The 22,338-nt window shown below is 68.0% G+C and carries 26 protein-coding genes; 13 read left to right on the top strand and 13 right to left on the bottom strand.

Features of this window, described 5'->3' with window-relative positions; genetic code table 11:
• Window positions 1–120: 120 nt before the first annotated feature.
• Window positions 121–567 (top strand): paraquat-inducible protein A, encoded by a 447-nt coding sequence (locus tag EV655_RS05580; RefSeq protein ID WP_132542676.1) that lies wholly within the window; start codon window positions 121–123, stop codon window positions 565–567.
• Between the two features lie 149 nt (window positions 568–716).
• Here EV655_RS05580 and EV655_RS05575 read toward each other — a convergent pair whose 3' ends face one another.
• The 5 genes from EV655_RS05575 to EV655_RS05555 all read right to left on the bottom strand — a co-directional run bounded on the left by EV655_RS05575 (window position 717) and on the right by EV655_RS05555 (window position 6,325).
• The gene (locus tag EV655_RS05575) at window positions 717–1,091 is read right to left on the bottom strand and encodes a hypothetical protein (RefSeq protein ID WP_132542674.1); all 375 of its coding nucleotides are present in this window, start codon (window positions 1,089–1,091) and stop codon (window positions 717–719) included.
• Window positions 1,088–1,450: a helix-turn-helix domain-containing protein gene (locus EV655_RS05570; RefSeq protein ID WP_132542672.1), complete on the bottom strand. Its 363-nt coding sequence runs from the start codon at window positions 1,448–1,450 to the stop codon at window positions 1,088–1,090. The genes EV655_RS05575 and EV655_RS05570 overlap by 4 nt, the downstream gene beginning before the upstream one ends.
• Window positions 1,451–1,655: 205 nt before the next feature.
• Window positions 1,656–3,539 carry a phage tail length tape measure family protein gene (locus EV655_RS05565; protein WP_132542670.1) on the bottom strand — a complete coding sequence of 628 codons (1,884 nt, stop codon included), beginning with the start codon at window positions 3,537–3,539 and terminating at the stop codon, window positions 1,656–1,658.
• Between the two features lie 68 nt (window positions 3,540–3,607).
• Complete coding sequence (locus EV655_RS05560; protein WP_132542668.1) at window positions 3,608–4,375, bottom strand: AAA family ATPase; 768 nt, start codon at window positions 4,373–4,375, stop codon at window positions 3,608–3,610.
• Window positions 4,376–4,447: 72 nt separating this feature from the next.
• A complete protein-coding gene (locus EV655_RS05555; RefSeq protein ID WP_165905278.1) occupies window positions 4,448–6,325 on the bottom strand; it encodes a transposase domain-containing protein in 1,878 nt (625 codons plus the stop codon).
• 331 nt (window positions 6,326–6,656) lie between these two features.
• Here EV655_RS05555 and EV655_RS05550 point away from each other — a divergent pair, with 331 nt between their 5' ends.
• The 5 genes from EV655_RS05550 to EV655_RS05530 all read left to right on the top strand — a co-directional run bounded on the left by EV655_RS05550 (window position 6,657) and on the right by EV655_RS05530 (window position 11,792).
• The gene (locus EV655_RS05550; RefSeq protein ID WP_132542664.1) at window positions 6,657–7,169 is read left to right on the top strand and encodes a helix-turn-helix domain-containing protein; all 513 of its coding nucleotides are present in this window, start codon (window positions 6,657–6,659) and stop codon (window positions 7,167–7,169) included.
• Window positions 7,170–7,470: 301 nt separating this feature from the next.
• Entirely contained in the window at window positions 7,471–8,838 is a 1,368-nt protein-coding gene (gene radA / locus EV655_RS05545) for a DNA repair protein RadA (RefSeq protein WP_132542662.1), read from the top strand.
• Window positions 8,839–8,856: 18 nt separating this feature from the next.
• Window positions 8,857–9,438 carry a CvpA family protein gene (locus EV655_RS05540; RefSeq protein ID WP_132542660.1) on the top strand — a complete coding sequence of 194 codons (582 nt, stop codon included), beginning with the start codon at window positions 8,857–8,859 and terminating at the stop codon, window positions 9,436–9,438.
• A gap of 141 nt (window positions 9,439–9,579) precedes the next feature.
• Window positions 9,580–11,037, top strand: a complete 1,458-nt coding sequence (gene purF, locus EV655_RS05535; RefSeq protein WP_132542772.1) for an amidophosphoribosyltransferase — start codon at window positions 9,580–9,582, stop codon at window positions 11,035–11,037.
• A 92-nt stretch (window positions 11,038–11,129) separates the two neighbouring features.
• Entirely contained in the window at window positions 11,130–11,792 is a 663-nt protein-coding gene (locus EV655_RS05530) for an SDR family NAD(P)-dependent oxidoreductase (protein WP_132542658.1), read from the top strand.
• Window positions 11,793–11,864: 72 nt separating this feature from the next.
• Here EV655_RS05530 and EV655_RS05525 read toward each other — a convergent pair whose 3' ends face one another.
• Entirely contained in the window at window positions 11,865–12,557 is a 693-nt protein-coding gene (locus EV655_RS05525) for a hypothetical protein (protein ID WP_165905277.1), read from the bottom strand.
• Window positions 12,558–12,715: 158 nt separating this feature from the next.
• Here EV655_RS05525 and surE point away from each other — a divergent pair, with 158 nt between their 5' ends.
• The 3 genes from surE to EV655_RS05510 are packed head-to-tail and all read left to right on the top strand — an operon-like array spanning window position 12,716 to window position 15,349.
• On the top strand, window positions 12,716–13,501 hold the full coding sequence (gene surE, locus EV655_RS05520; protein WP_132542654.1) for a 5'/3'-nucleotidase SurE: 786 nt from the start codon (window positions 12,716–12,718) through the stop codon (window positions 13,499–13,501).
• Window positions 13,498–14,145, top strand: a complete 648-nt coding sequence (locus tag EV655_RS05515; RefSeq protein ID WP_132542652.1) for a protein-L-isoaspartate(D-aspartate) O-methyltransferase — start codon at window positions 13,498–13,500, stop codon at window positions 14,143–14,145. The genes surE and EV655_RS05515 overlap by 4 nt, the downstream gene beginning before the upstream one ends.
• Before the next feature lie 52 nt (window positions 14,146–14,197).
• A complete protein-coding gene (locus EV655_RS05510; protein ID WP_132542650.1) occupies window positions 14,198–15,349 on the top strand; it encodes a M23 family metallopeptidase in 1,152 nt (383 codons plus the stop codon).
• Between the two features lie 298 nt (window positions 15,350–15,647).
• On the opposite strand, the gene EV655_RS18585 is transcribed toward EV655_RS05510, so the two are convergent.
• Window positions 15,648–15,797: a hypothetical protein gene (locus tag EV655_RS18585; RefSeq protein WP_165905276.1), complete on the bottom strand. Its 150-nt coding sequence runs from the start codon at window positions 15,795–15,797 to the stop codon at window positions 15,648–15,650.
• 86 nt (window positions 15,798–15,883) lie between these two features.
• Here EV655_RS18585 and EV655_RS05505 point away from each other — a divergent pair, with 86 nt between their 5' ends.
• Window positions 15,884–16,135 carry a transposase domain-containing protein gene (locus EV655_RS05505; protein ID WP_132542648.1) on the top strand — a complete coding sequence of 84 codons (252 nt, stop codon included), beginning with the start codon at window positions 15,884–15,886 and terminating at the stop codon, window positions 16,133–16,135.
• Window positions 16,102–16,302 carry a hypothetical protein gene (locus EV655_RS05500; protein WP_132542646.1) on the top strand — a complete coding sequence of 67 codons (201 nt, stop codon included), beginning with the start codon at window positions 16,102–16,104 and terminating at the stop codon, window positions 16,300–16,302. Before EV655_RS05505 ends, EV655_RS05500 begins: the two co-directional genes overlap by 34 nt.
• Before the next feature lie 528 nt (window positions 16,303–16,830).
• On the opposite strand, the gene EV655_RS05495 is transcribed toward EV655_RS05500, so the two are convergent.
• A complete protein-coding gene (locus EV655_RS05495) occupies window positions 16,831–17,175 on the bottom strand; it encodes a hypothetical protein (protein WP_132542644.1) in 345 nt (114 codons plus the stop codon).
• A gap of 103 nt (window positions 17,176–17,278) precedes the next feature.
• Entirely contained in the window at window positions 17,279–18,418 is a 1,140-nt protein-coding gene (locus EV655_RS05490; protein ID WP_132542642.1) for an alpha-D-ribose 1-methylphosphonate 5-triphosphate diphosphatase, read from the bottom strand.
• A gap of 79 nt (window positions 18,419–18,497) precedes the next feature.
• On the opposite strand from EV655_RS05490, the gene EV655_RS05485 reads away from it, so the two are divergent.
• Complete coding sequence (locus EV655_RS05485) at window positions 18,498–19,187, top strand: DUF1045 domain-containing protein (protein ID WP_132542640.1); 690 nt, start codon at window positions 18,498–18,500, stop codon at window positions 19,185–19,187.
• On the opposite strand, the gene phnN is transcribed toward EV655_RS05485, so the two are convergent.
• The 4 genes from phnN to EV655_RS05465 are packed head-to-tail and all read right to left on the bottom strand — an operon-like array spanning window position 19,169 to window position 22,121.
• Window positions 19,169–19,711 carry a phosphonate metabolism protein/1,5-bisphosphokinase (PRPP-forming) PhnN gene (gene phnN / locus EV655_RS05480; RefSeq protein ID WP_132542638.1) on the bottom strand — a complete coding sequence of 181 codons (543 nt, stop codon included), beginning with the start codon at window positions 19,709–19,711 and terminating at the stop codon, window positions 19,169–19,171. The two genes, EV655_RS05485 and phnN, sit on opposite strands and share 19 nt — an antisense overlap.
• Window positions 19,711–20,391, bottom strand: coding sequence for a phosphonate C-P lyase system protein PhnL (gene phnL, locus EV655_RS05475; protein ID WP_132542636.1), 681 nt, complete (start codon window positions 20,389–20,391; stop codon window positions 19,711–19,713). The genes phnN and phnL overlap by 1 nt, the downstream gene beginning before the upstream one ends.
• Before the next feature lie 57 nt (window positions 20,392–20,448).
• The gene (phnK, locus tag EV655_RS05470) at window positions 20,449–21,270 is read right to left on the bottom strand and encodes a phosphonate C-P lyase system protein PhnK (protein WP_132542634.1); all 822 of its coding nucleotides are present in this window, start codon (window positions 21,268–21,270) and stop codon (window positions 20,449–20,451) included.
• On the bottom strand, window positions 21,267–22,121 hold the full coding sequence (locus tag EV655_RS05465) for an alpha-D-ribose 1-methylphosphonate 5-phosphate C-P-lyase PhnJ (RefSeq protein ID WP_132542632.1): 855 nt from the start codon (window positions 22,119–22,121) through the stop codon (window positions 21,267–21,269). The genes phnK and EV655_RS05465 overlap by 4 nt, the downstream gene beginning before the upstream one ends.
• Window positions 22,122–22,177: 56 nt before the next feature.
• On the opposite strand from EV655_RS05465, the gene EV655_RS18580 reads away from it, so the two are divergent.
• Window positions 22,178–22,336, top strand: a complete 159-nt coding sequence (locus EV655_RS18580; protein WP_165905275.1) for a hypothetical protein — start codon at window positions 22,178–22,180, stop codon at window positions 22,334–22,336.
• The last annotated feature ends 2 nt before the right edge of the window (window positions 22,337–22,338 follow it).

Genomic DNA, 22,338 nt, shown 5'->3' with positions numbered 1-22,338 from the left:
GCTCTGCCCCCGGACCCCCGGAGTATTTGTGCCAAGAAGAAGGCCGCGGCACCGAGACAGCGGGGCCCTGTCGGCATAACGTATATCGGCGCGCGGACCGAGGCTCTGAAAGGTACGAAGATGAGCGCCCTGAAACTCGCCAACCTCACCCTCCTGATCCTTTTCCCCGTCGCCTGGGCCGCGCCGCTGATGCGCGCGGGCCTCCTGCCTCTCTTCGGCCTCAACGAAATCTCCGTCCTGTCCGGTCTTGTCGCGCTTTGGGAAACCGACATCCCGCTGGCGTTCCTCGTCACCTTCTTCGCCCTCGTTGCCCCCTACCTGAAAACCGTCGGCCTTGCGCTCATCCACTTCAACCTCGCCTCCCCGCGCCTGCTGCCCGCGATCCAGCTGATGGGCAAGCTCGCGATGGCCGACATCTTCCTTGTCGCCCTCTACATCGTCATCGCCAAAGGCGTTGGTCTCGCCCGGATCGAGACCGCCTGGGGCCTCTACCTCTTCACCGTTTGCATCCTTGCCTCCCTCGCCCTCTCGATCCTGACGAAACGCCGCCTGACCCGAACGCCCTGACCCTTCTTCTTGGCGAAAATACTCCGGGGGGAGTCGCCCGGAACGGGCGACGGGGGCAGCGCCCCCACGCGGCCGGTGTGTAGTTACAGGTGGTTCTGACAGGGGGATTACAGGGGTTTTGATACCGGAAGTGGACCCAAGAGTCCGGACTACCTCGGATGGTTTTTCCGCCACCAGTCGTAGATCCCACTCTTGCCGACGCGGCGCTTGGGCGGGAAGGCTTGGGCGACTTCGGCCGCCAGGGGGACGAAGCCCATCCGGTCGATTCTGGCCAGGATGAAGGCGCGCAACTCGGGGTCGGTGTCGATCTTCGAGGGGAAGCCGGTGCGATGGGCGCGGCGGTGCTCGCTCGGTTCTGGCAGGTCTTCGAGGGGCGTTTGAAGGGGCGTTGGAACACCCTCTGCAAGCTCGGCCCGGACGGCGACCTGGAGGCGGTCGAGCTCGGCCGAGACGTTGTCGAGCAGCTTGCGGGCCTCGGCCAGGGCGGCCCGCGCCGCCAGGATATGCGACTGGGCGCGGCTCATGCGTCCCCCCACATGGCAGGAGACGGCCGGTAAGGGTTCTTGCGCAGCCAGCCGCGCACCGCCACGTCGCTGGCGTGCAGCGTGCGGGCGATCTCGGCCACGCTCAGCCCCTCATGCGCCAGGCAGGCGGCCAGCCAGGGCTTGGCGAGCGGCACGCGGGGGGGAAGGTCCGCCCTTGCCAGCGCACTGGCAAGGTCAACGCCAACGATCTGCACCACGCGCGAGCGCTCGCCCGGGTTCTCGGCCCAGTAGAGTTCAGCCCCGCCGAAGGCCATCAGGAACCGCACGGCCAGAGCGGAGCCGAGGATATCGACATAGGGTGCGGCGTGGGCCGGGGGTTTCGGATAGCTGTCGGTCACGTCGCTCACTCCGTCACGCGGCGGGGTGGATGGAGGGCGGACCGGCCGAGAGAGCGCGACCGGCCCGCCCATGCCCGCCGTTGGCGCGGCGGGGTAGGCCGGTCGCCCCCTGGGGAAAGGCAACCGGCCCGTTGCCGCCAGCCCTGGTGCCCGGCGGCCATGCGCGAGGGATGGAGACCCCCGCGCAATTCAATCCTTCAGCGCTTCATCCGATCCTCTCGGGTTGGTCGTTGATCTCGCGGATGCGCAGCGGCAGGCGCTCGGCATCGTACTGCGCGAAGGCCGCCTCGATGGCGCGCGACGTGCCCGCATAGGCGCGCGCTTCCAGGTCGCGGTCGCCCGTCGCGCCGTTGACGTTCACCGTGATGGAGAACTGCGCCGCGCCCCCGGTGTTCGCGCGCGTCATCGCCGGGGTCGGAACGATGGTGCCCGCCACGCCGGGGTAGAACCGTTCGCGCCCGCGCTCGCCCACCTCGTAATACATGCCCGGCTGCACCGATCCGCCCGAGGCGCGGAAGCCGCCGAACCCGCCGACGATCATGCCGAAGAGCCCGCCGAGGCCACTTGCGTTCTGACCGCCGAAGAGACCGCCCAGCGGCCCGCTGCCCAGGAAGGCCCCTTCCTGAAGCGACCGCAAGAGCATGTCCAGGGCCGAGTCCATGTCGTTCAGCGCGGTCAGCGCGATCTGCCCGAGCGATTGCCAGGTCTGCTTCTGGGTCTGGCCAAGGTTGATCTCGCGCTCCTTGGCGCGAATGAGATCTTCGATCTTCGCCCGCTCGGCGTCGGTTGCGTCCACCATGTGTTCGCGCAGCCGGATAAGCTCCTGCTGCACCGGGTCCGCCTCGCGGAGAATGTCCACCTCGCCTTGCAGCGACAGGATCAGGTCGGCAACGGCGTCACGTTCCTCGCGCGCAGCGGCGGCCCCGCCTTGCCGCGTCCGGACGGCCGGGCCATAGATCGCCTCTTCCGATGCTTCGAACCCCATTCGCTCCGGGCGGCTGCGCGCGCGCGATCCCGGCCCGAATTCGGTCGGGTTGCCCGCCGCGTCTGTGGTGGCCTCGGCCATCGCCGCCGCCCGCGCCCTGGCCGCGTCCCACAGTTCGCTGGCAAGCGTGCGGGCCTCGGAAATCATGCCCGCCAGCCACCCGGCCTTCGGGGCGGCCGCGGCGAGCTGGCGCATCGTGCTCTCGGCGTCCAGAAGGGCGGCGTAGAGCTCGGAGCCCGCAACGGCGCTGCCCTTGAGAACGTCCCGAATGCGGGCCATCGCCGCGGAGCGGTCGGAAAAGTCGCCAGCCGCGCGCAGATCGTGGAACGCCGCGGCAAGCTCGCGCGCGCTGTCCTTCGAGATGCCCAGCCGGTTCGCCATGATCGTGAAGGACTGCTCGGCCGTGCGGCCGGTCTCGCCCGCCGCAAGCGCAACGATGCGGAACTCGTCGGCCAGCGCCTCGATGGCCCCGCGGGCCGCGCTGTCGGCCTCTGCCAGGGCCTGCTGGCGCTGCGCCTCGACCAGGGCGAGCACCTGGTCGGTCACCTCGCCGTATTTCTGCTTCAGCTCCACCAGGCCGCTGGCCGAATAGACGCTCGTGATCGCGTTCAACTCGTCCATGGAGGCGACGAGGTCGTCCAGGCTATCCGCGAAGTCGCGTGCCTCCTCGCCGCCCCTGGCCGCTGCGATGGCCCATTGCCCCACGGCCGCCACGCCCGCGACAATGGCGATGGTCGCCAGGCTGACCGGGCTGATCATCGACCGGAATGCGCCCCCCAGCGCCGCCACTGCGCCCTGCGCGCCCATCGGGCCCAGCACCTGGCTGATCTGGGTGCCCTGCTGGATGGCCAGCATCAACGGCGACTGCCCCGCCGCCATCATCATGCCGATGTCGTTGAACTGCGCGCCGAGGTTCGCGACGCTGCCCGCCGCGACATGCGACCGCTGGCCGATGCCGCCGAGCAGTTCCTTGCTCGCGCTCAGGCTCTTGCTGACATTGACGCCAGCGAGGCGCAGCTTCTCAAGGTCCTCCTTGAGGATCCGCACGCCCGTGACGGCGCCGTCTGGATTGACATTCAGATAACCCTGGACGACGAAGCTCACGGCTCAGCCCTTTCCGCTCAGCCCGCTCACCCAGAGCAACACGTCGCGGTCTTCGGTCTTGTCGGTCATCACTTCGCCCTCCTGGTGGTGAATTCGAGGTATTCGAGCGCGGCGAGGATGTCTTCGACGGTAGGAACCCCGGTCTTGCCCAGGTCGCGTGCGGTCGCGAAGATGTCCTCCACGTCGCCCAACCCGCCATTCCGCCGCGCGATGTCGGCCAGCTTGCGGATGGTGGCATCGTCATGCAGCCCGCGTGCCCGGCAATACAGATCCACGTCCGCTTCGGTGGCGTGGCTGATGGTCACCCGCGGATGGGTGCGCCGCTTGAGCTGGGGCAGGTCGTTGATCGCCTTGTCGAGACGCAGATCGCCCACCAGCGCCAGGGCGAAGAAGCCCTCTTCGGCCAGTTGGCGCGCCCATTCCAGGGCGTCCCGATCATCGGGGCCGCGCGGGTTCCGCTTGATCAGGTACTGGGCCTCGTCGATCACCAGGAAGCCATCAGGCCCGATCTTGTCGGCGATCTCGGCCCGCGCGGCCGCCAGGTCGCGGCCATTCGGGGGCTCAAGGCCCAACAGATTGCAGAGGCCGCAGGCGAGGTTCCAAACCCCGCCTTCGCCCGACTTCGCCGTGAACACAAGCGTTCCCGGCGCGTCCTGCTTGAGGTGGAAGACGGTCGCGGTCTTGCCGACACCGGAGGCCGCGGAAATCGCGACGATCTTCCCCTTCGCCCGGGCGCGGCGCAGCGCCAGGGCCATCGCCTGCGCGCTCCTGGTCTCGATAAAGCCCCATTGCACCGGCGGTGCCTCGGGCTTGATCATGTGGACATTTGCTGTCATGGGTTTCTCCTGGTTGTGGGCTTTCGCCCGCTGCGTTCGGTCGGGACGGTGCGGCTACACCGCCCGGCCGCTTCATCTCGAAGCCAACTGGCGTTCCGTGGCCTCGATGAAGTTCCTCAATCGTTCCTCGGTCAGGTAAGACACCTCGGCGGCGCCCTCGCCGGGCTCAGCGGCCTTGAAGCCGCTATCGGTGTGAAGCTCGACAACCCCGGCTTCCGGCCGCCGGATCGCATCGGCCGAGCCGATGGCGTCCATCGCAGCTTCGCGCAGCTTGGCCACGTCCGCCTCGGGGTGCGCCGCACGGAACTTGCGGACAAGCTGGCGCACCCGCTGCTTTTCGGTGGCGGCGGCGCGGCGGCCTTCGGTGCTGCCGTGCCGGGTGGGCGTGACGGGCGGCAGCTCTTCGAGGAAGAGGCTCCCGCGCCGGGTCTCGTCCTCCCAATGGCACACCATCGCGGGGGCGTCGAAGTCCCTGGGGTTGAAGCCGATCAGGACTTCCTTGCCCACGTGCCGCAGCAGCTCGCGCTGGGTCGTGTGGTCGCCGAACAGGCCGCCGTCGAAGGCGATCCGGCCATCCGCGCGCACCGTCTTGATCTTCCAGGTCATGGCCAGGCGGCGGCGCATGAAGGGGGTCAGAACCCGCTTCGAATTGCCTTGCAACAGCCGTTCAAACGCTTGCGCCCGGCTCTCGCCCTTCTTCAGCCCCTTCACCCGGTTGTCGGTCGCGGTGTTCAGGTCATGGATGGCTTCGGCCAGGACGGCTTCGAAGACTTCGAGCGGGACCGGCTCGCCCTTGGGCGGGGTCGGATCGTTCGGCCCCGGCCGCTGCGCCCCGTGAAAGCGCGGGTCGTTGTCCACGTGGCGCAGATGCGACCAGACGTTTTCCTGAAGGTTGCTGGTCTTCGCGCCGACGCCCTTGTTGTGCAGCTCGGCCCCGATAATCTTCAGCACGCCGGGCACGGCCCAGTCGGGATTGCGGGTCTGTTTCGTGCGGTAAGCCGGTGTAAGCCCGCCCGCGATCCGGCGGCTGTTGAACGCGCTGCCGTTGTCGAAACCGACCCTCTGCGGGCGGCCGTGCGTCTCGCACATATGCACGATAGCCGCCTCGGTCACATCGGAGTTTTCCGACTTGCCCACGGCCCAGCCCACGGTCTTGCGCGTGCGGCGATCCGCGAAGGCGACAACCCACGGGCAGCCGACCGTGCCATCCGGCCAGCGCACCCGCACCTTGAATTCGCGCCCGTCGCCGTCCACCATGTCCATTGCGGCCATGCCCTCGGCCGTCTGCGGCAAGCGAAGGGTCAGGAGCGCGGTCGCCCGCTCTTCCCCCACCTCGGCCACGAGGCGCGCAATGGGGTCCATATCGTTCCAGCGACGCAGGATCGTGTGATACTTCGGCCAATCCCAACCCTTGGCCGCGGCTTCCTTCGCGACCTGCTTATGGGCGTGCTTCAGCGGGAAGCCTGTCCCGTTCTTGCCCGACAGGTTCATGCGGTTGATCAGGGAGGCCCAGGCTTCCGGTGTCGGCTCGTCGCGCTCCCCGCCCTTCCAGGCCGGGGCCAGCGCGGGCGCCCAGTTCGCAGGTGCCACGCCGTCCGTCTTGTCCTTCCAGCCCTTGACGGTGTTCCGCGATGATGGAAAGCGGCCAAACTTGGCCTTCCCTTCCTTCGCGATCTCCGGCCAGGTCGCGCCCGCGGCCTCCATCTTCGCCACGAACATCAGCTTCAGGGCATTGTCATGCGCCCGTTCGCGCACCGAAACCGGGGCACGCTCAAGCGCGACATGCGCCGCGTCGTCGTACTCGCCGGGGTCGAGGTGATGCTCTTCGCACGTCAGCCGACGCCATTCGTTCTGCAAGTCCTTGGGAAGGTCGGCGAGTTCGAATTCGAACCTCTTACCAACTTGGCGAACAGGGACGCCCAACCGCTTCAGCATCTTGCGGACGCCCATCGGGGTCTTGGGACGGCCGGGAAGCCCTGTTATGTCGGTAACGCAAAGGCTCATCGACGTATCCCGGCGGCTTCGTTCACACGATCCACCAAGGCCCGCGCTTTCGGACCCTTCCAGTTCCCAAAGAAGGCATCCCGCACGTTCTGAATGCGCGTCCCGTTGTCTGAGCACCAAGCATTCAAGGTCGTGCCTTGAGCCACGAACGCGGCGCGAACACGCCTGTAACGGGCTTTCTCGGCATCCTCTGGTATGTTAGAACCTGACATAGGAACGTAGTCCAAACGAAGTCGTCTCCCATAGGGGACGTTATGCACCCTTTAGGAAGTTGTCAATGGTTGACACTGACGAGCCCGATATTCTTGTGGGGCGCTTGGCGCATCTGGCCTTCACGCGCGGGCTGAGCATTAGGGAAATGGCCGAGCGGTGCGGCATCCCGAAGAGTTCTATGGAAGGCTACATGCGGGTGAAAGGCGCGAAGCGGCCCGGCGTAGATGCGCTCATCGCAATCGCCAATGGGATGGATGTTTCTATCGACTGGCTCGTAGGGAGGTCGGCCGACAGCTTTTCGCCCAAGCTGAGCCAGCGCGACTATGCCCTTCAATGCTTCCGTGTCGTCGACAGTCTGCTTGCATGGTTGTGGGCACAGCAGTCGAAGAGCGAGGGCCCAATCCTAGCCGGTGACCGCATCGCTGGTCTTACGCGTCCTGAGATAGCCGCGAACGCAATGGCGGCATTCATGGAGGGCATGAGGGAGTTCGCGTCAAACGAGCGCGATGCACCACATCGGAGCGACTTCCAGAAGCTCATCGAGCAGTCGGTTGCCCAATCGGAAACCGGAAACTGACTAGTTTCCGAGTGGGGCGCGCCGCCTCTGATTTCATTGGGTTTTTCCTGACCGCCAGCCGCGGTAACGGCCCGTTCGGCCCCTGAGAAGCCCCGAAACTGTCAAAACACCTGCAACTCGCCACCCGCTAACCCATTGGTTTCAAACGGCGCTAAAATCCGAGGGTGTCAAAACCTCCTGTCGCCGCTCAGCCGGAGGCCGCGCCACGCCCAACGCCGGACAAGCGGAGCAAGGCCCCGCGCGGGCCGGGGGCGGGAGTGACCCGGCTTGATCCCGCGCCGCCCATCCGCCAAGAAGGGCCATGGCAAAAGCCCCAACCACCTTCACCTGCACCGCCTGTGGCGCCGCGCACCAGAAATGGGCTGGCCGCTGCGACGCCTGCGGGGCATGGAATACCATCCGGGAAGAGGCGCCCCTTTCCGCGGCGCCTGCGGGGAAATCGCTGGGCGCCGCGCGCGGCCGGGCCCTGCCGCTGTCCGATCTGTCCTCCACCGAACCCGAGCCGCCCCGCGCGGCCAGTGGCATGGCCGAGCTTGACCGGGTGCTGGGCGGCGGGCTGGTGCCGGCCTCGGCGATCCTGGTCGGCGGCGATCCGGGCATCGGCAAGTCCACGCTGCTCTTGCAGGCGGCCGCAAGTTTCGCCCGCACCGGCCTGAGCTGCATCTACATTTCCGGCGAGGAGGCCGGCGCCCAGATCCGCATGCGCGCGCGCCGTCTCGGGCTTGCCGAGGCACCGGTGAAGCTTGCCACCGAAACCAACCTGCGCGACATCCTGACGACGCTGGATGCCGAGCGCCCCGCCCTCGCCATCGTCGACTCGATCCAGACGATGTGGGCCGACATGGTCGACAGCGCGCCCGGCTCCGTCGCGCAGGTCCGCGCCGCCGCGCATGAGCTGACCGCCTTCGCCAAGCGGCGCGGCAGCGCCGTCATCCTTGTCGGCCACGTCACCAAGGAGGGCCAGATCGCCGGCCCCCGCGTGGTCGAGCACATGGTCGACACTGTGCTCTACTTCGAGGGCGAGCGCGGCCACCCGTTCCGCATCCTGCGCGCTGTCAAGAACCGCTTCGGACCCGCCGACGAGATCGGCGTGTTCGAGATGACGGGCGCGGGGCTGGCCGAGGTGACGAATCCCTCGGCGCTGTTCCTGTCACAGCGCGGCGAGCCCGCGCCCGGCACCGCGGTCTTCGCCGGGATCGAGGGCACGCGCCCGGTGCTGACCGAGATCCAGGCGCTGGTCGCGCCCTCGCCGCTCGGCACGCCGCGGCGCACCGTTGTCGGGCTGGATGCCGGCCGGCTTTCGACCACGCTCGCGGTGCTCGAGGCGCGGTGCGGTATTCCCTTCGCCGGGCTCGACGTGTTCCTGAACGTCGCGGGCGGACTTCGGGTGACCGAACCGGCCGCCGATCTGGCCGTGGCGGCCGCGCTTCTCAGCGCGCGCGAAGATGTCGCGCTGCCCAAGGATTGCGTCGTCTTCGGGGAAATATCCCTCTCGGGGGCGCTGCGCCCCGTGGGTCAGACGGAAAACAGGTTGAAAGAGGCGCGGAAACTTGGTTTTTCCACAGCGATCGCGCCCGCGAACAGCAAGCTGGGCGCGCCTACGGGGATGGCGGTACGGCAGATGCCGGATCTTGCCGCCTTCGTCGGGGACATGTTCGGCGCCGGCTGAGGCCGAGGAGGGACAGCCATGGAAGGGTTCACAGCCGTCGACGGGGGCGTTGCCGTCGTGATCCTGCTTTCCGCGATCCTGGCCTATTCGCGCGGCCTGGTGCGCGAGACGATGGCCATCGCGGGCTGGGTCGTGGCCGCGGTCGTGGGCTTTGTGTTCGCCCCGCAGGTCGAGCCGCTGATGTACGAAATCCCCGTTCTCGGCAACCTGATCGGCGGGTCGTGCGAACTGGCGATCCTTGCCGCCTTTGCCGTCGTCTTCATGGTGGCGCTGATCGCGGTGTCGCTGTTCACGCCGCTTCTGTCCTCGATGATCCAGGGCTCGGCGCTGGGCGGGATCGACCAGGGGCTTGGCTTCCTGTTCGGGGTGGCGCGCGGCGCCCTGCTGGTTGCGGTGGCGTTCTTCGTCTACGGCATGGTGGTCACGACCCAGGATTACCCGATGGTCGACAACAGCCGTTCGTTCGAGATCTTCGCCGGACTGACCGACAAGATCGCCGAGACGGATCCCGATCAGGCGCTTGGCTGGCTGACGAACCGCTACGAGGCGCTGATCGGCGGCTGCGGCGCACCGGCACAGGATGCCAGCCCGGCGCAGTGATGTCCGCGCACGCGATCGTCATGTGATCCTTTCGTGACAGTCCGGCCTCAAGCGCGTAGAGAGGGGCCAATTCCCCAAGACGGATTCGGAGCCTCGCTGCCCATGCGCCCGACGCCCCCGCATGATATCCCCCAAGGCATCATGCCGCCCGCCCATCCTTTCGACGCCGACAAGCTGCGCGAGGAATGTGGTATCTATGGCGTGATCGGACTTGTCGATGCCGCCAACTTCGTGGCGCTGGGGCTGCATGCATTGCAGCACCGCGGCCAGGAAGCCGGCGGTATCGTCAGCTATGACGCCGAGACCGGGTTCAACTCGGCCCACCGCTTCGGCTATGTGCGCGACAATTTCACCAAGGCGGGCCTGATGGAGACGCTGCCGGGCACGCTGGCGATCGGTCACGTGCGCTACTCCACCGCCGGCACCAAGGGCCACACCGCGATCCGCGACGTGCAGCCCTTCTTTGGCGAATTCTCGATGGGCGGCGCGGCGATCGCGCATAACGGCAACATCGTAAACGCCGAGGCGCTGCGCCGCGAACTGATCGACCGCGGCTCGATCTTCCAAAGCTCGTCGGACAGCGAATGCATCATCCACCTGATGGCGCGGTCGCTGCAAAAGACCATTCCCGAACGGATGAAGGATGCGCTGCGCCGCGTCGAGGGCGCGTTCTCGGTGGTCGCGATGACGCGCACGAAACTGATCGGCGTGCGCGATCCGCTGGGCGTGCGCCCGCTGGTTCTGGGCCGGTTCGGCGGCGGCTGGGTATTGTCGTCCGAAACCTGCGCGCTGGACATCATCGGCGCCGAATTCGTGCGCGAGATCGCGCCCGGCGAGATGGTGCAGATCTCGCCCGAGAAGGGCGTGGAAAGCTACTTTCCGTTCGAGCGCACGCAACCGCGCTTCTGCATCTTCGAGCATGTCTACTTTTCGCGCCCCGACTCGATCCTCGGCGGCCGGTCGGTCTATGAAACGCGCCACCAGATCGGCGTGGAACTCGCCCGCGAGGCGCCGGTCGAGGCCGATCTGGTCTGCCCGGTGCCCGACTCGGGGACGCCAGCGGCCATCGGCTATTCCTTCGAAAGCGGCATCCCCTACGGCATGGGGATCATCCGCAACCAGTATATGGGCCGCACCTTCATCGAGCCGACCGAACAGATCCGCAACATGGGCGTCCGGCTGAAGCTGAACGTCAACCGCGCGTTGATCGAGGGCAAGCGGGTCGTGCTGGTGGACGACAGCGTGGTGCGCGGCACCACCTCCCGCAAGATCAAGGAGATGATCCTGGACGCCGGTGCCCGCGAGGTGCATTTCCGCATCGCCTCGCCGCCCACGGCCTGGCCCTGCTTCTACGGCGTCGACACGCCCGAGCGCGACAAGCTGCTGGCCAGCCACATGACCGAGGACGAGATGCGCGTCTATCTCGGCGTCGACTCGCTGCGCTTCGTCTCGCTCGACGGGCTTTACCGCGCGGTGGGCGAGGCCCGGGGGCGCAACGCGCAATGCCCGCAATATTGCGATGCCTGCTTCTCGGGCGACTACCCGGTGGCGCCGTCGGACATGATCGAAAAGGGCTTCCAGACCAGGGCGGCGGAATAGGCGCGCCCTGCGCGCCGATGTCGCGCGGTGCAGCGGGCGCAGGCTCCGGACCGCATCTTGACCACAACGCTCGGGTATTCCAAACACCGCCCATGACCGATCAGAAAATTGCCCTTGTGACAGGCGCCTCCCGCGGCTTCGGCGCGGCGGTGGCCGAGGAACTGGCCCGGCTGGGCTATCACGTCGTCGCCGTCGCCCGCACCACCGGCGGGCTGGAGGATCTGGACGACCGCATCCAGGCGGCGGGCGGGCATGCCACGCTCGCGCCGATGGACATCACCCAGACGGATGCCATGCGCACGCTGTGCCGGGGCATCTTCGACCGCTGGGGCCATGTCGACCTTTGGGTGCACACCGCGATCCAGAGCCCGCCCTTCAGCCCGGCCGAACAGATCGACCTGAAATTCTGGCCCAAGGCCATCGCCGCCAATGTCGAGGCCATGGCGGTGCTGATGGGCTTTGTCGCGCCGCTGTTGCGCGCGGCGCCGGGCGGCGGCACCGCGGTTCTGGTCGACGACGAAGCCGCGGGCCCGTTCGCGGGCGCCTATACCGCCTGCAAGGCCGCCCAACGCGCGCTCTTCACCGCGTGGGAGGCCGAACAGGCGCGGTTGCAGGACGTGCATGTGCGCCGCTTCGTCCCCGCACCGATGCCGACCAACCACCGCAACCGCCTGTTTCCGGGCGAGGACACCACCGGCCTGGCCCGCCCGGCCGACGAGGCGCGGCGGATGGTGGCGGATCTGGCGCTTGGCTGAACGAACGCTGCGGAAAATGCGAAACGCCCGCGGGTAACCGCGGGCGTGTTTGTTCAGGCTGGAGGGAACCGTTCAGCCGCGGCGCGCGCGGCGCAGGCTGCCCAGACCAAGAAGCGAGGTCAGCAACAGCGCCGCGCCCGCGGGCAGCGGCACCGGGGCAATCCGCGCGGTCACAAGCGGATCCTGCGCCGGGACGCTGGCATCATCCGCGGGCGCACCCTCCAGAGCGGTGCGCTCCAGATCAGCCCCACCTTGCGGCCCGCCCAGAGCACGCCCGAAGCCACCGGCAAAAAGCGCCGGCATGGCGGCCGGGAGATCCGATGCCGCGGCTTGCGTGGCAGAACCTTGCGCGCGTTCATTCGCGGACGCCAACGCGCCAAGCCCGGTACGGAACATGAACGGCGCGCCGCGCCCGGCCACGGGATCGTCGAAGGAATAGTCATACACCCCCGCCCCTGCGGCCAGGGCCGCAGGCACGACGAACCTGCCATGCGCGCTGGCCACGTACTGGACTGCACTCCCACCCTCGAACAGGGAGAAATCCACCCCCGAAACGGTGCCGCCCTCGGCCACCCGGACGATGCGGGCGTCCTTCGGCAGCGGCCTGACAGCGCCGGCCGCCTCTGCCCATGGGTCGCCGCTGAAATAACTGCCAATGCCATTTATCCCGGCCGCGATCGCAGCCGAGCCCGTCGCGAGCCCCACGAGCACCGCCCCGGATTTCAGCAAATTGTAAACCGACATTTCACCCACCAATTGCAACAACCATACACGGGACACACTTATCAACATTCTTGGTTTGCGGATTTCCGGGCCCGAGTCAACGGAATCTTAACCATGTTTGCCTTGCACACCGCCCGCCGCGGCGCTTTACGCCCAACCGGCGGTCCACTATTGAAGGGCAAACGGTTCGGGCAGGACGCATGCGTATTCTCATCACCAACGACGACGGCATCAACGCCCCGGGGCTCAAGGTGCTAGAGGCCATCGCAGCCGAGATCGCAGGGCCCACGGGCGAGGTCTGGGTGGTCGCCCCCGCCTTCGAACAGTCGGGCGTGGCGCACAAGATTTCCTACACCCACCCGATGATGATCGCCGAACTGGGCCCGCGCCGCTTCGCCGCCGAAGGCTCGCCCGCGGATTGCGTTCTGGCCGGGCTTTACGACGTGATGACCGAGGCGAAACCGGACCTCGTGCTGTCGGGCGTGAACCGGGGCAACAACGCGGCCGAGAACGCGCTTTACTCGGGCACGCTGGGCGGCGCGATGGAAGCCGCGTTGCAGGGCCTGCCCGCGATCGCGCTGTCGCAATATCTGGGCCCGCTCAATTTCGACGAGGAGCTGCAATTCGAGGCGTCGGCGGCCCATGGCGCAGCCACGGTGCGCGCGCTGCTCGACCAGGGCCATTGGGACAGCGCCGATTACCGGATCTTCTACAACGTGAATTTCCCGCCCGTCCCGGCCGGCAAGGTCAAGGGGCTGCGCGTCGGCCCCCAGGGCTATCGCCGCGACGCGTCCTTCGGGGTGGAACCGCACCGCTCGCCCTCGGGGCGGCGGTTCCTGTGGATCAAGGGCGGCGCACAGCACCTGCCGACCGCACCCGGCTCGGACGCGGCGCTGAACCTCGACGGCTATATCGCGGTGACGCCGATGCGGGCCGACCTGACCGCCCATGACGCGCTGGACGCGCTGAAGGCGAGGCTGGAATGACCGGGGACAGCGCCGCGGAACGCAAGATGCAGTTCCTTTTCGCGCTGCGGTCCAAGGGCGTGACAGACGCCCGCGTGCTGGGCGCGATGGAGAAGATCGACCGCGGCGTCTTCATCAAGGGCCATTTCGCCCCCCGCGCCTACGAGGACATGCCGCTGCCCATCGCCTGCGGCCAGACCATAAGCCAGCCCTCGGTGGTGGCGATCATGACCCAGGCGCTGGACGTGCAGCCGCGCGACAAGGTTCTCGAGATCGGCACCGGTTCGGGCTATCAGGCGGCGATCCTGTCGCGGCTGGCGCGCCGGGTCTATACCGTGGAACGCCACCGCCGCCTGGCGGCCGAGGCACAGGCGCGGTTCGAGGCGCTGGCGCTGACCAATGTCACGGCGATCGCCGCGGACGGGTCCTTTGGCCTGCCCGAACAGGCGCCCTTCGACCGCATCCTCGTGACCGCCGCCGCCGAGGATCCCCCCGGGCCGCTCTTGGCGCAATTGCGCGTTGGCGGTATCATGATCGTGCCCGTCGGGCAGTCGGACACGGTGCAGCGCCTGATAAAGGTCACCCGCACCGAGACCGGCCTGGACTATGACGAGCTTCGCGAGGTGCGTTTCGTGCCGCTGGTGGAGGGGCTCGGGAACGACTAGGACAACCCCGAGGGTCCGGGCAAACGGGCCCCGCAACAGTGAGGATCGAGCGATGTCCACAAGCGACCGCCCTGCCCGTTTGCCCGCCCACGCCCTTGCCCTGGGACTGGGCCTGACCCTTGTCGCCGGTTGCGAAAGCGGCTGGGACTACGATTTCCGCACGATCGGCGGGGCCGCGCCCAACCAGCCCGTCCGCGTCGAAACCGCACCGCGCCCGCAACCGGACGCGCGCGGCGTGATCTCGTACCCGAACTACCAGGTGGCGGTCGCGCGCCGCGGCGACACCGTGGGCACGGTCGCGACCCGGGTGGGCCTGCCCGCCGACGAGCTGGCCCGCTTCAACGGCATCCCCGGCGAAGCGCAACTGCGCGAGGGCGAGATCGTCGCCCTGCCCCGCCGGGTGGCCGGATCCGGCGCCACGGCGGGCGCGATCACGCCCGAGGGCCAGATCGACATCACGACGCTGGCCGGCGACGCGATCCAGCGCACCGAACCGGGCGCGCGGCCCGCGCAGGCCGCCCCGGCGGGCGCGGAACCCGTGCGCCACAAGGTGGTGCGGGGCGAGACCGCCTATTCCATCGCCCGGCTCTACGACGTGACCCCGCGGGCGCTGGCCGACTGGAACGGGCTTGGCGCCGATCTCGCGGTGCGCGAGGGGCAGTTCCTGCTAATCCCGGTCCCGGCGCGGACAGTGGCCGCCGCCGCCCCCAAAACAACGCCCCGCCCCGGCGCCGGCTCTGCCGCCCCGGTGCCGCCCAGCGCCTCGAAACCCCTGCCGCGCGAAGAAGCCGCCCCCGCCGCCAAGCCTGCCGCCCCCGCCTCGCCGCAGATGAAAAGCGAGAGCACGGCCCGCGCCGCCTTTGCGATGCCTGCCCAAGGCAGCATCATCCGCGGCTACCAGAAGGGCAAGAACGACGGGATCGACATCGCGGCCAGCGCCGGCAGCCCGGTGAAGGCCGCCGCCGACGGCACCGTGGCCGCGATCACCCGCGACACCGAACAGGTGCCGATCCTGGTGGTGCGCCACGCCGACAACATGTTGTCGGTCTATGCCAATATCGACGGGATCGCGGTCGAGAAGGGCGCCAGTGTCAAGCGCGGCCAGGCCGTCGCCAAGGTGCGTCCGGGCAGCCCCGCCTTCCTGCATTTCGAATTGCGCAAGGGCTTTGAAAGCGTCGACCCGATGCCCTACCTCACGCCCTGAGCAAGAGCGTGGCCGGTCTTCGGGTTTCGCCCTGGCTCATGCCAGGGCGACGCGCGCGGGGGGCGCTGCCTGAGCGGCGACAGGAGGTTTAGACACCATCGGATTTTCGCAGCATTTGAAATCAACGGGTTAGCGGGTGGCGAGTTGTAGGGGTTTTGACAGTTTCTGGGCTTTTCAGGGGCAGAGCAGGCCGTTGTCGGGGCTGGCGGTCAGGGAAAATACTATGAAATCAGCGTATGGGTGATTTCACCCTGCGCAGATATGCGCACGACCGCACGACCTTGCCGACAACCGGCGGTCACTCGTTGGCTTCGTCTTCTCGGGGTTCAACTTTCACCACCGCTGCCCATCGCGAAAGTGTCCCAAAGTTGCGCTTGAAGTAGCCCTTTGGGCGATCTGGGTCATTACTTTGCAGATCAACGATCGTCATGAAATCGAGCATGGCCACGGTCGCTAGTTCGTGTAGCTCATATCCTGGAATGCGCCGATTTTAGGTGGCCCCCGTATCACACGATCCTGCGGCGCTGGAACGATATGGACCCCATCGCGCGGCTTGTGGCCGAGGTGGGGGAAGAGCGGGCGGCCGCGCTCCTGACCCTTCGCCTGCCGCAGACGGCCGAGGGCATGGCCGCAATGGACATGGTCGACGGCGACGGGCGCGAATTCAAGATGCTCGTGCGCTGGCCGGATGACACGGCCGGCTGCCCCTGGGTTGTCGCGTTCGCGGATCGCCGCACGCGCAAGACCGTGGGATGGCCGTGGGCAAGTCGGAAAACTCCGATGTGACCGAGGCGGCGATCCTGCACATGTGCGAGACGCATTACCGCCCGCAGAAGGTCGGCTTCGACAATGGCAGCGCGTTCAATAGCCGCCGGATCGCGGGCGGGCTTACACCGGCCTACCGCACGAAACAGACGCGCAAGCCGGACTGGCCGAAGCGATCCATGACCTGAACACCGCGACCGACAGGCGGGGCCGCCGCTGCGCGCGAGGAACGTGACGCCGTCGCCGACCTGAACCGAACGACCACATCCGCGCCCATCGCACCGGCTACCCCGCCAAGCTCGACATCGACCCCGAGCTGCGCGCCTTCATCCGCGCCCGGATCGACCGGATGACGTTCATTGACCTGGCCGAGGAAGTCGCCAAGGCATTCCCACCAGACCGACGCGTCGGCCGGTCCGCAATCAACGACTGGTGGCGGAAAAACCATCCGAGGCAGTCCGGACACTTGGGGCCGCTTCCGGTATCAAACCGACTGAACCACAGGGATCAAACCGACTGAACACTAACAACCCGCCGGGGGCTCTGCCCCCGGACCCCCGGAGTATTTTCACCAAGAAGAAGGATCGGGTGGATCGCGCCGAACGGACTGTCAGGTGGCGCGGAACGCCGAGACCCGGGGCTTTTCGCCGGGGCAGGTGCGACTGGGTCGACTGACCCGATGGCGTGTCCGGGCACGGGCACCCCGCCGCGATCGATCAGCCGCGCTCGCCGGTCATGCGCCGCCGCGTCACCTCACAGACCTCGGCGGTCATCCTCGCGAGCCTTTCGGCCTCGTCGGTGCAGGCCGCGATCTTCTCACCGAGATAGGCCCCGCGAAGCGCGGCCGCGCGTTCGGGATCACGGCAGGCGGCGATCCGGCCCAACGCCCGGGCATCGCGGCGCGCCTCGTCCCGGGCAAAGCTCGCGAACTCGCTCGCGGTGCGCACCGCGTGGTCGAGCATGGCCGCGCCCACCCAGGCCATCAGGCCCAATCCCTCGGCCTGCGCCTTGAGGACTGCATGGAAGGGCGCGGCGGATCGGGTGACGGCATGGGTCGGCATCATACGGGTCTCCCGGTCGGGGATATCGGATGGTGCGAAACATAGGCGCGCAAGCGCCGCTCGTCAAAGCCCAACATGCCGTTATTGCGACAGAATATCGCGCTCAGGCCACGCGGGCGCCTTGCACCCAGTTGCCCCGGACCACCGGCGCCCCGTCGATCCGCGCAACCCGGATCAGGTCGCCCCTTGCCCCGGGCTCGATCCGGCCGCGATCGGGCAGATGCGCGGCATCGGCCGGCGCACGCGTCACGGTGGCGATCCCGCGCGCCATGTCACCCCAGAAATCACCCAGCATCAACCCCGCCATCAACAGCGCACCCGGCACGTAGTCGGACGACACGATGTCAAGCAGGTCAAATTCGGCCAGTTCCGTTGCCGCGACATTGCCCGAATGCGACGCCCCGCGGATCAGGTTCGGCGCCCCCATCATCACCGCAATGCCGTTCTCGCGGCAGGCCCGCGCCGCCTCGAGAGTGGTGGGGAACTCGGCCAGCCCGATGCCATTTGCGGCGGACACCGCCACATGGTCGGGTGTGGTATCGTCGTGGCTGGCCAGGATCGCGCCCAGACGCCGCGCCTCGGCCACCGCGATCCGTTCATGCGCCGCGCCATGGCGGGCACGCAGATCGCGCAGGTTCGCCACATGCTCGATGAACTCGGCTTCGGAGAAGTTGTTCTTGGCCATCACATAGGTCTTGAGCTTGGAGAGATCGCGGAACTGGCGCTGGCCGGGGGTGTGGTCCATCAGGCTGACGATGCCCACCCGGTCCTCGGGGCCAAACTCGGCCATCTCGTCGGCCAGGGTCTCGGAACAGACCTCGGCACGCAGGTGCAGGAAATGGCTGATCCGGAGCGCCCCGTGCGCCCGAAGGTCCAGCAACTCGCTGGCCAGCCGCCGGGCATAGGCCCGGTAGCGCGCCTTGCCCGTTGGAATCGATCCCACCCGCATCGCGTCGAACACCGTGGTGATGCCGACGCCCGCCAGCTCCGCATCATGGGCGACGATGGCGCTGGCGTGGGGCCAGTCGACGGCGGGGCGCGGCTGGATGTGACGTTCCAGGTTGTCGGTGTGCAGTTCGATCAGCCCCGGCATCACCATGTCGCCGCCGCAATCCACGGCGCCCCTCGGCACGGCCGGGCCGGCGTCGATCGCGGCGATCCGGCCGTCTGCCACGCGCACCGCGCCCCGCAGCGTCTCGCCCGGCAGGACCAGGATGGCGTTGGCCAGAACGATCTCAGACATGGCTCGATCCTTGATGGACGGGACGGATTGGGGCAGGAGTGATGGCGCACATAGTCGTTAACGGGCCCCGGAGCGAGGGATGGAAGGCTACAAGCGCTACGCGATCTACTATGCGCCGGAACCGGGCCCCCTGGCCGAGTTCGGTGCGGCCTGGCTTGGCTGGGATCCGACGGCCGGGACGACGCGGGCGCATCTGCGGCTTCAGGGCCTGCCATGCAAGATCGCGGAACTGACCGAGACGCCCCGCCGCTACGGGTTTCACGCGACGATCAAGCCGCCCTTCCGGCTGGTCGAGGGCAGCGACATCGCGCTCTTGCACCGCTCGGCTGCGGCGCTTGCCGGTCAGTTGAAGCCGGTTCTGCTGGACGGGCTGCAAATCTCGCGGCTTTCGGGCTTTCTCGCGCTCACCGCCCGCGGCGATACCCGGGCGCTGGGGGCACTCGCGGGCAGCGTGGTCGAGGCGCTGGACGGGTTTCGGGCCCCGCCTGCCCCCGAGGACATCGCCCGGCGTGACCCCGACCGGCTGAGCGCGCGCCAGCGCCGGCTTCTGGACCGCTGGGGCTACCCCTGCGTGATGGAGGAGTTCCGCTTTCACATGACCCTGACCGGACCCCTCAAGGACCCCGAGGCCGAGCGCACCCGCGCCGTTCTGTCGCCGGTGCTGCAACCGCTGATCGACCGGCCGCTCAGGATCGCAAGCCTGTGCCTGTTCGGCGAGGCCGAGGATGGCCGGTTCCACAATCTGCATCGTTACACCCTTTCCGGCTGAAGCGCGGCAAGCAGGGCCGCAACGGCCTCGTCCAGCGGACCATCATTGGCGATGGCCGTGACCGGCAGCCCCTCGGGCAGCACGTAGTCCGCCCGCCCCAGCCGCGCGGCGATGTCCGCATCGCTCTCGCGTCCCCGTCCCGCCAGCCGCCGGGCCAGCGTCTCGGGACAGGCGGTGACATGCAGCACCCTGATCCCCGGATAACGCGCCGCCGCCTCGGCCAGAACCGCGCGCGAGCCGTTGAAGACGACATCCCGCCCCTCCGCCAAAACCCCGTCGATCATCGCCGGAATCCCGTAGCACAGCCCGTGCGCCCGCCAGTGCAACGCGAAGCCGCCCGCCTCCAGCAGTTGCTCGAACGCGGCCTCTGTGACGGCATCGAACCGCTCGCCGCCTGCCCCGGGCGGCCGCGTGATCACCCGCCTTGCGATGTGCAGATCGGGCCGCCGCGCCTGAACCGCTGCCAGCAACGTATCCTTGCCCACGCCGGACGGGCCGACCAACGCGAAAAACCGCCCCGGCATCAGGCCATCCCCGGGGCGAAGACCGCAACATCCACTTCGCGGTCGCAGACCCGGGCGCGCGCCTCGGCGTCGTGAAAGATCCCCAGGATCGCCGCGCCGCGCGCCTTGGCCGCCGCGATCAGCCCCAGCACCACCTCGCGGTTCGCCGGGTCGAGGCTTGCGGTCGGCTCGTCCAGCAGCAACGCCGGGTAATCATGCGCAAAGCCCCGCGCGATGTTCACCCGCTGCTGCTCGCCGCCCGAGAAGGTTGTGGGGCTCAGGTTCCAGAGCGGCTCGGGAACGTTCAGTTGCGCCAACAGCGCCTCGGCCCGCGCCCGCGCCCGGCCGGCGGGCCAGCCGACCGCCAGCAACGGTTCTGCCACCACATCGCGCGTGGGCACCCGGGGCACGACCCGCAGGAACTGGCTGACATGGCCAAGCGTGCGGCGCCTCAGCGCCAGGATCTCGCGCGGGGCGGCGCAGGCGATGTCGACGTCCCCCACGACGATCCGGCCCGACGAGGCCCGGTAATTGCCGTAGACCATCCGCATCAGCGTCGACTTGCCCGCCCCCGAGGCGCCGGTCAGCGCAACGCATTCCCCCGGCACCACCGACAGCGAGGCCCCGCTGAGAACCTCGATCACCGCGCCGCCCTGGTTGTGCAGCGTGAAGGTCTTCGCCGCCCCTTCGATCTCGATCATCCCCGGTCCTTCTTCTTGGCAAAAATACTCGATCCCACCCGCCCCACAGGCACCCGGTCAGACCTGCAGCACCGAACTGACCAGAAGCTGCGTATAGGGGTGCTGCGGATCGTCCAGCACCTGGTCGGTCAGACCGGCCTCGACCACCCGGCCCGATTTCATCACCATCAGACGGTCGGCCAGCAGACGCACCACCGCCAGGTCGTGGGTCACGATGATCGCGCTCAGCCCCATCTCGCGCACCAGCCCGCGCATCAGGTCCAGCAGCCGCGCCTGAACGCTGACATCCAGCCCGCCGGTGGGCTCGTCCATGAACACCAGCCGCGGCCCGGTCACGAGGTTGCGGGCGATCTGCAACCGTTGCTGCATGCCACCCGAAAAGGCCGATGGCCGGTCGTCCACCCGGTCGGCGTCGATCTCGACCCGGCCCAGCCAGTCCAGCGCCTGACCGCGGATCCTTCCGTAGTGCCGCGCGCCCACCGCCATCAACCGCTCGCCGACATTGCCGCCCGCCGACACGCCCATCCGCAGCCCGTCCCGCGGGTTCTGGTGAACGAAGGCCCAGTCGGTGCGCGCCAGCATCCGCCGCGCGGGCTCGCCCAGACCGATCGTGTCCACGGGCCCCTTGTCCCGCGTCTCGAACCGGATCTCGCCCGCGTCGGGTGCCAGATGCCCGGCAAGGCAGGCCAGCAGCGTCGACTTGCCCGACCCGCTCTCGCCGACGATCCCCATCACCTCGCCGGGAAAAAGGTCGAAGGACACATCGGTGCATCCAATCCGTGCACCGTAGGATTTCGACAACGCCCGAACGCTCAGCAGGGGCGTCTCCGGGATCCGGGGCTTTCCCGACACGTCCCGGCAGGGATTCTGCGTGCTCATGCCACTGCCTCCGCGTCCATGGCCCCCCGCCGCCCGGCGCAGAAATCGGTGTCCGAGCAGACGAACATACGCCCGCCCGTGTCGTCCACGATCACCTCGTCGAGATAGCTTTCGGCCGACCCGCAAAGCGCGCAAACCGCCGCGGCCTTCGTCGCCTCGAACGGGTAGTCCTCGAAATCCAGGCTGACGACGCCTGTATGGGGCGGCACGGCGTAGATGCGTTGTTCGCGCCCCGCGCCAAACAGCTGGATCGCCGCCATGTTCATCCTGGGGTTGTCGAATTTCGGGATCGGCGAGGGGTCCATCACGTAGCGCCCCTCGACCCGCACCGGATAGGCATAGGCCGTCACGATCGCCCCGTGCCGCGCGATGTCCTCGTAGAGCTTCACATGCATCAGCCCGTATTCCTCGTGCGCGTGCATCTTGCGCGTCTCGGTCTCACGCGGTTCCAAAAAGCGCAGCGGTTCGGGGATCGGCACCTGGTAGACAAGGATCTGGCCCTCGGCCAGCGGCGTCTCGGGAATCCGGTGACGGGTCTGGATCACGCTGGCCGCGGGGGTCCGCGTGGTCGTCGCCACTTGGGCCGTCTTCTCGAAGAACTTGCGGATCGACACCGCGTTCGTCGTGTCGTCGGCGCCCTGGTCGATCACCTTCAATGTGTCGGACGGCGTCAGGACGGCGGCCGTGACCTGCACGCCCCCCGTCCCCCAGCCATAGGGCATCGGCATCTCGCGGCTGGCAAACGGCACCTGGTAGCCGGGGATGGCGAGCGCCTTCAACACGGTCCGGCGGATCATCCGCTTTGTCTGCTCGTCGAGATAGGCGAAATTGTATTGTTCAGCCTCGGCCATGTTCACGCCTCATTTACCCGCGATACGGGCGGGACTTTGACCATGGAGGCCCGCCCGTGTTCGACCGGATCGCCACGATCACCTTCGACCAGATCGCACTCAGCCTGGTGACGCTCGCCCTGTTGCGCGAGATCATGGTCTTCGCCCTGCCCGACAGCGTGGCCGGGCCCGGCGGCTGGCTGATCGACACCGCCACGGACCGGGGCGAGGAATAGCC

It is taken from the genome of Rhodovulum euryhalinum, from assembly GCF_004342445.1.
GTDB classification, from domain to species: domain Bacteria; phylum Pseudomonadota; class Alphaproteobacteria; order Rhodobacterales; family Rhodobacteraceae; genus Rhodovulum; species Rhodovulum euryhalinum.
The sequence above is the reverse complement of the archived record's forward strand: the minus strand, read 5'-3'. Positions and strand labels throughout refer to the sequence as shown.

Coding starts and splice junctions, on each gene's coding strand:
- EV655_RS05490 (WP_132542642.1), bottom strand. CDS start 18,418: ATGTCTGAGATCGTTCTGGCCAACGCCATCCTGGTCCTGCCGGGCGAG.
- phnL (WP_132542636.1), bottom strand. CDS start 20,391: ATGATCGAGATCGAAGGGGCGGCGAAGACCTTCACGCTGCACAACCAG.
- EV655_RS05505 (WP_132542648.1), top strand. CDS start 15,884: ATGGACCCCATCGCGCGGCTTGTGGCCGAGGTGGGGGAAGAGCGGGCG.
- EV655_RS05530 (WP_132542658.1), top strand. CDS start 11,130: ATGACCGATCAGAAAATTGCCCTTGTGACAGGCGCCTCCCGCGGCTTC.
- EV655_RS05495 (WP_132542644.1), bottom strand. CDS start 17,175: ATGCCGACCCATGCCGTCACCCGATCCGCCGCGCCCTTCCATGCAGTC.
- radA (WP_132542662.1), top strand. CDS start 7,471: ATGGCAAAAGCCCCAACCACCTTCACCTGCACCGCCTGTGGCGCCGCG.
- EV655_RS05510 (WP_132542650.1), top strand. CDS start 14,198: ATGTCCACAAGCGACCGCCCTGCCCGTTTGCCCGCCCACGCCCTTGCC.
- EV655_RS05580 (WP_132542676.1), top strand. CDS start 121: ATGAGCGCCCTGAAACTCGCCAACCTCACCCTCCTGATCCTTTTCCCC.
- EV655_RS05550 (WP_132542664.1), top strand. CDS start 6,657: ATGGTTGACACTGACGAGCCCGATATTCTTGTGGGGCGCTTGGCGCAT.
- EV655_RS05555 (WP_165905278.1), bottom strand. CDS start 6,325: ATGGGCGTCCGCAAGATGCTGAAGCGGTTGGGCGTCCCTGTTCGCCAA.
- EV655_RS05515 (WP_132542652.1), top strand. CDS start 13,498: ATGACCGGGGACAGCGCCGCGGAACGCAAGATGCAGTTCCTTTTCGCG.
- phnN (WP_132542638.1), bottom strand. CDS start 19,711: ATGCCGGGGCGGTTTTTCGCGTTGGTCGGCCCGTCCGGCGTGGGCAAG.
- EV655_RS05465 (WP_132542632.1), bottom strand. CDS start 22,121: ATGGCCGAGGCTGAACAATACAATTTCGCCTATCTCGACGAGCAGACA.
- EV655_RS05485 (WP_132542640.1), top strand. CDS start 18,498: ATGGAAGGCTACAAGCGCTACGCGATCTACTATGCGCCGGAACCGGGC.
- EV655_RS05500 (WP_132542646.1), top strand. CDS start 16,102: ATGGCCGTGGGCAAGTCGGAAAACTCCGATGTGACCGAGGCGGCGATC.
- EV655_RS05560 (WP_132542668.1), bottom strand. CDS start 4,375: ATGACAGCAAATGTCCACATGATCAAGCCCGAGGCACCGCCGGTGCAA.
- EV655_RS05540 (WP_132542660.1), top strand. CDS start 8,857: ATGGAAGGGTTCACAGCCGTCGACGGGGGCGTTGCCGTCGTGATCCTG.
- surE (WP_132542654.1), top strand. CDS start 12,716: ATGCGTATTCTCATCACCAACGACGACGGCATCAACGCCCCGGGGCTC.
- phnK (WP_132542634.1), bottom strand. CDS start 21,270: ATGAGCACGCAGAATCCCTGCCGGGACGTGTCGGGAAAGCCCCGGATC.
- purF (WP_132542772.1), top strand. CDS start 9,580: ATGCCGCCCGCCCATCCTTTCGACGCCGACAAGCTGCGCGAGGAATGT.
- EV655_RS05575 (WP_132542674.1), bottom strand. CDS start 1,091: ATGAGCCGCGCCCAGTCGCATATCCTGGCGGCGCGGGCCGCCCTGGCC.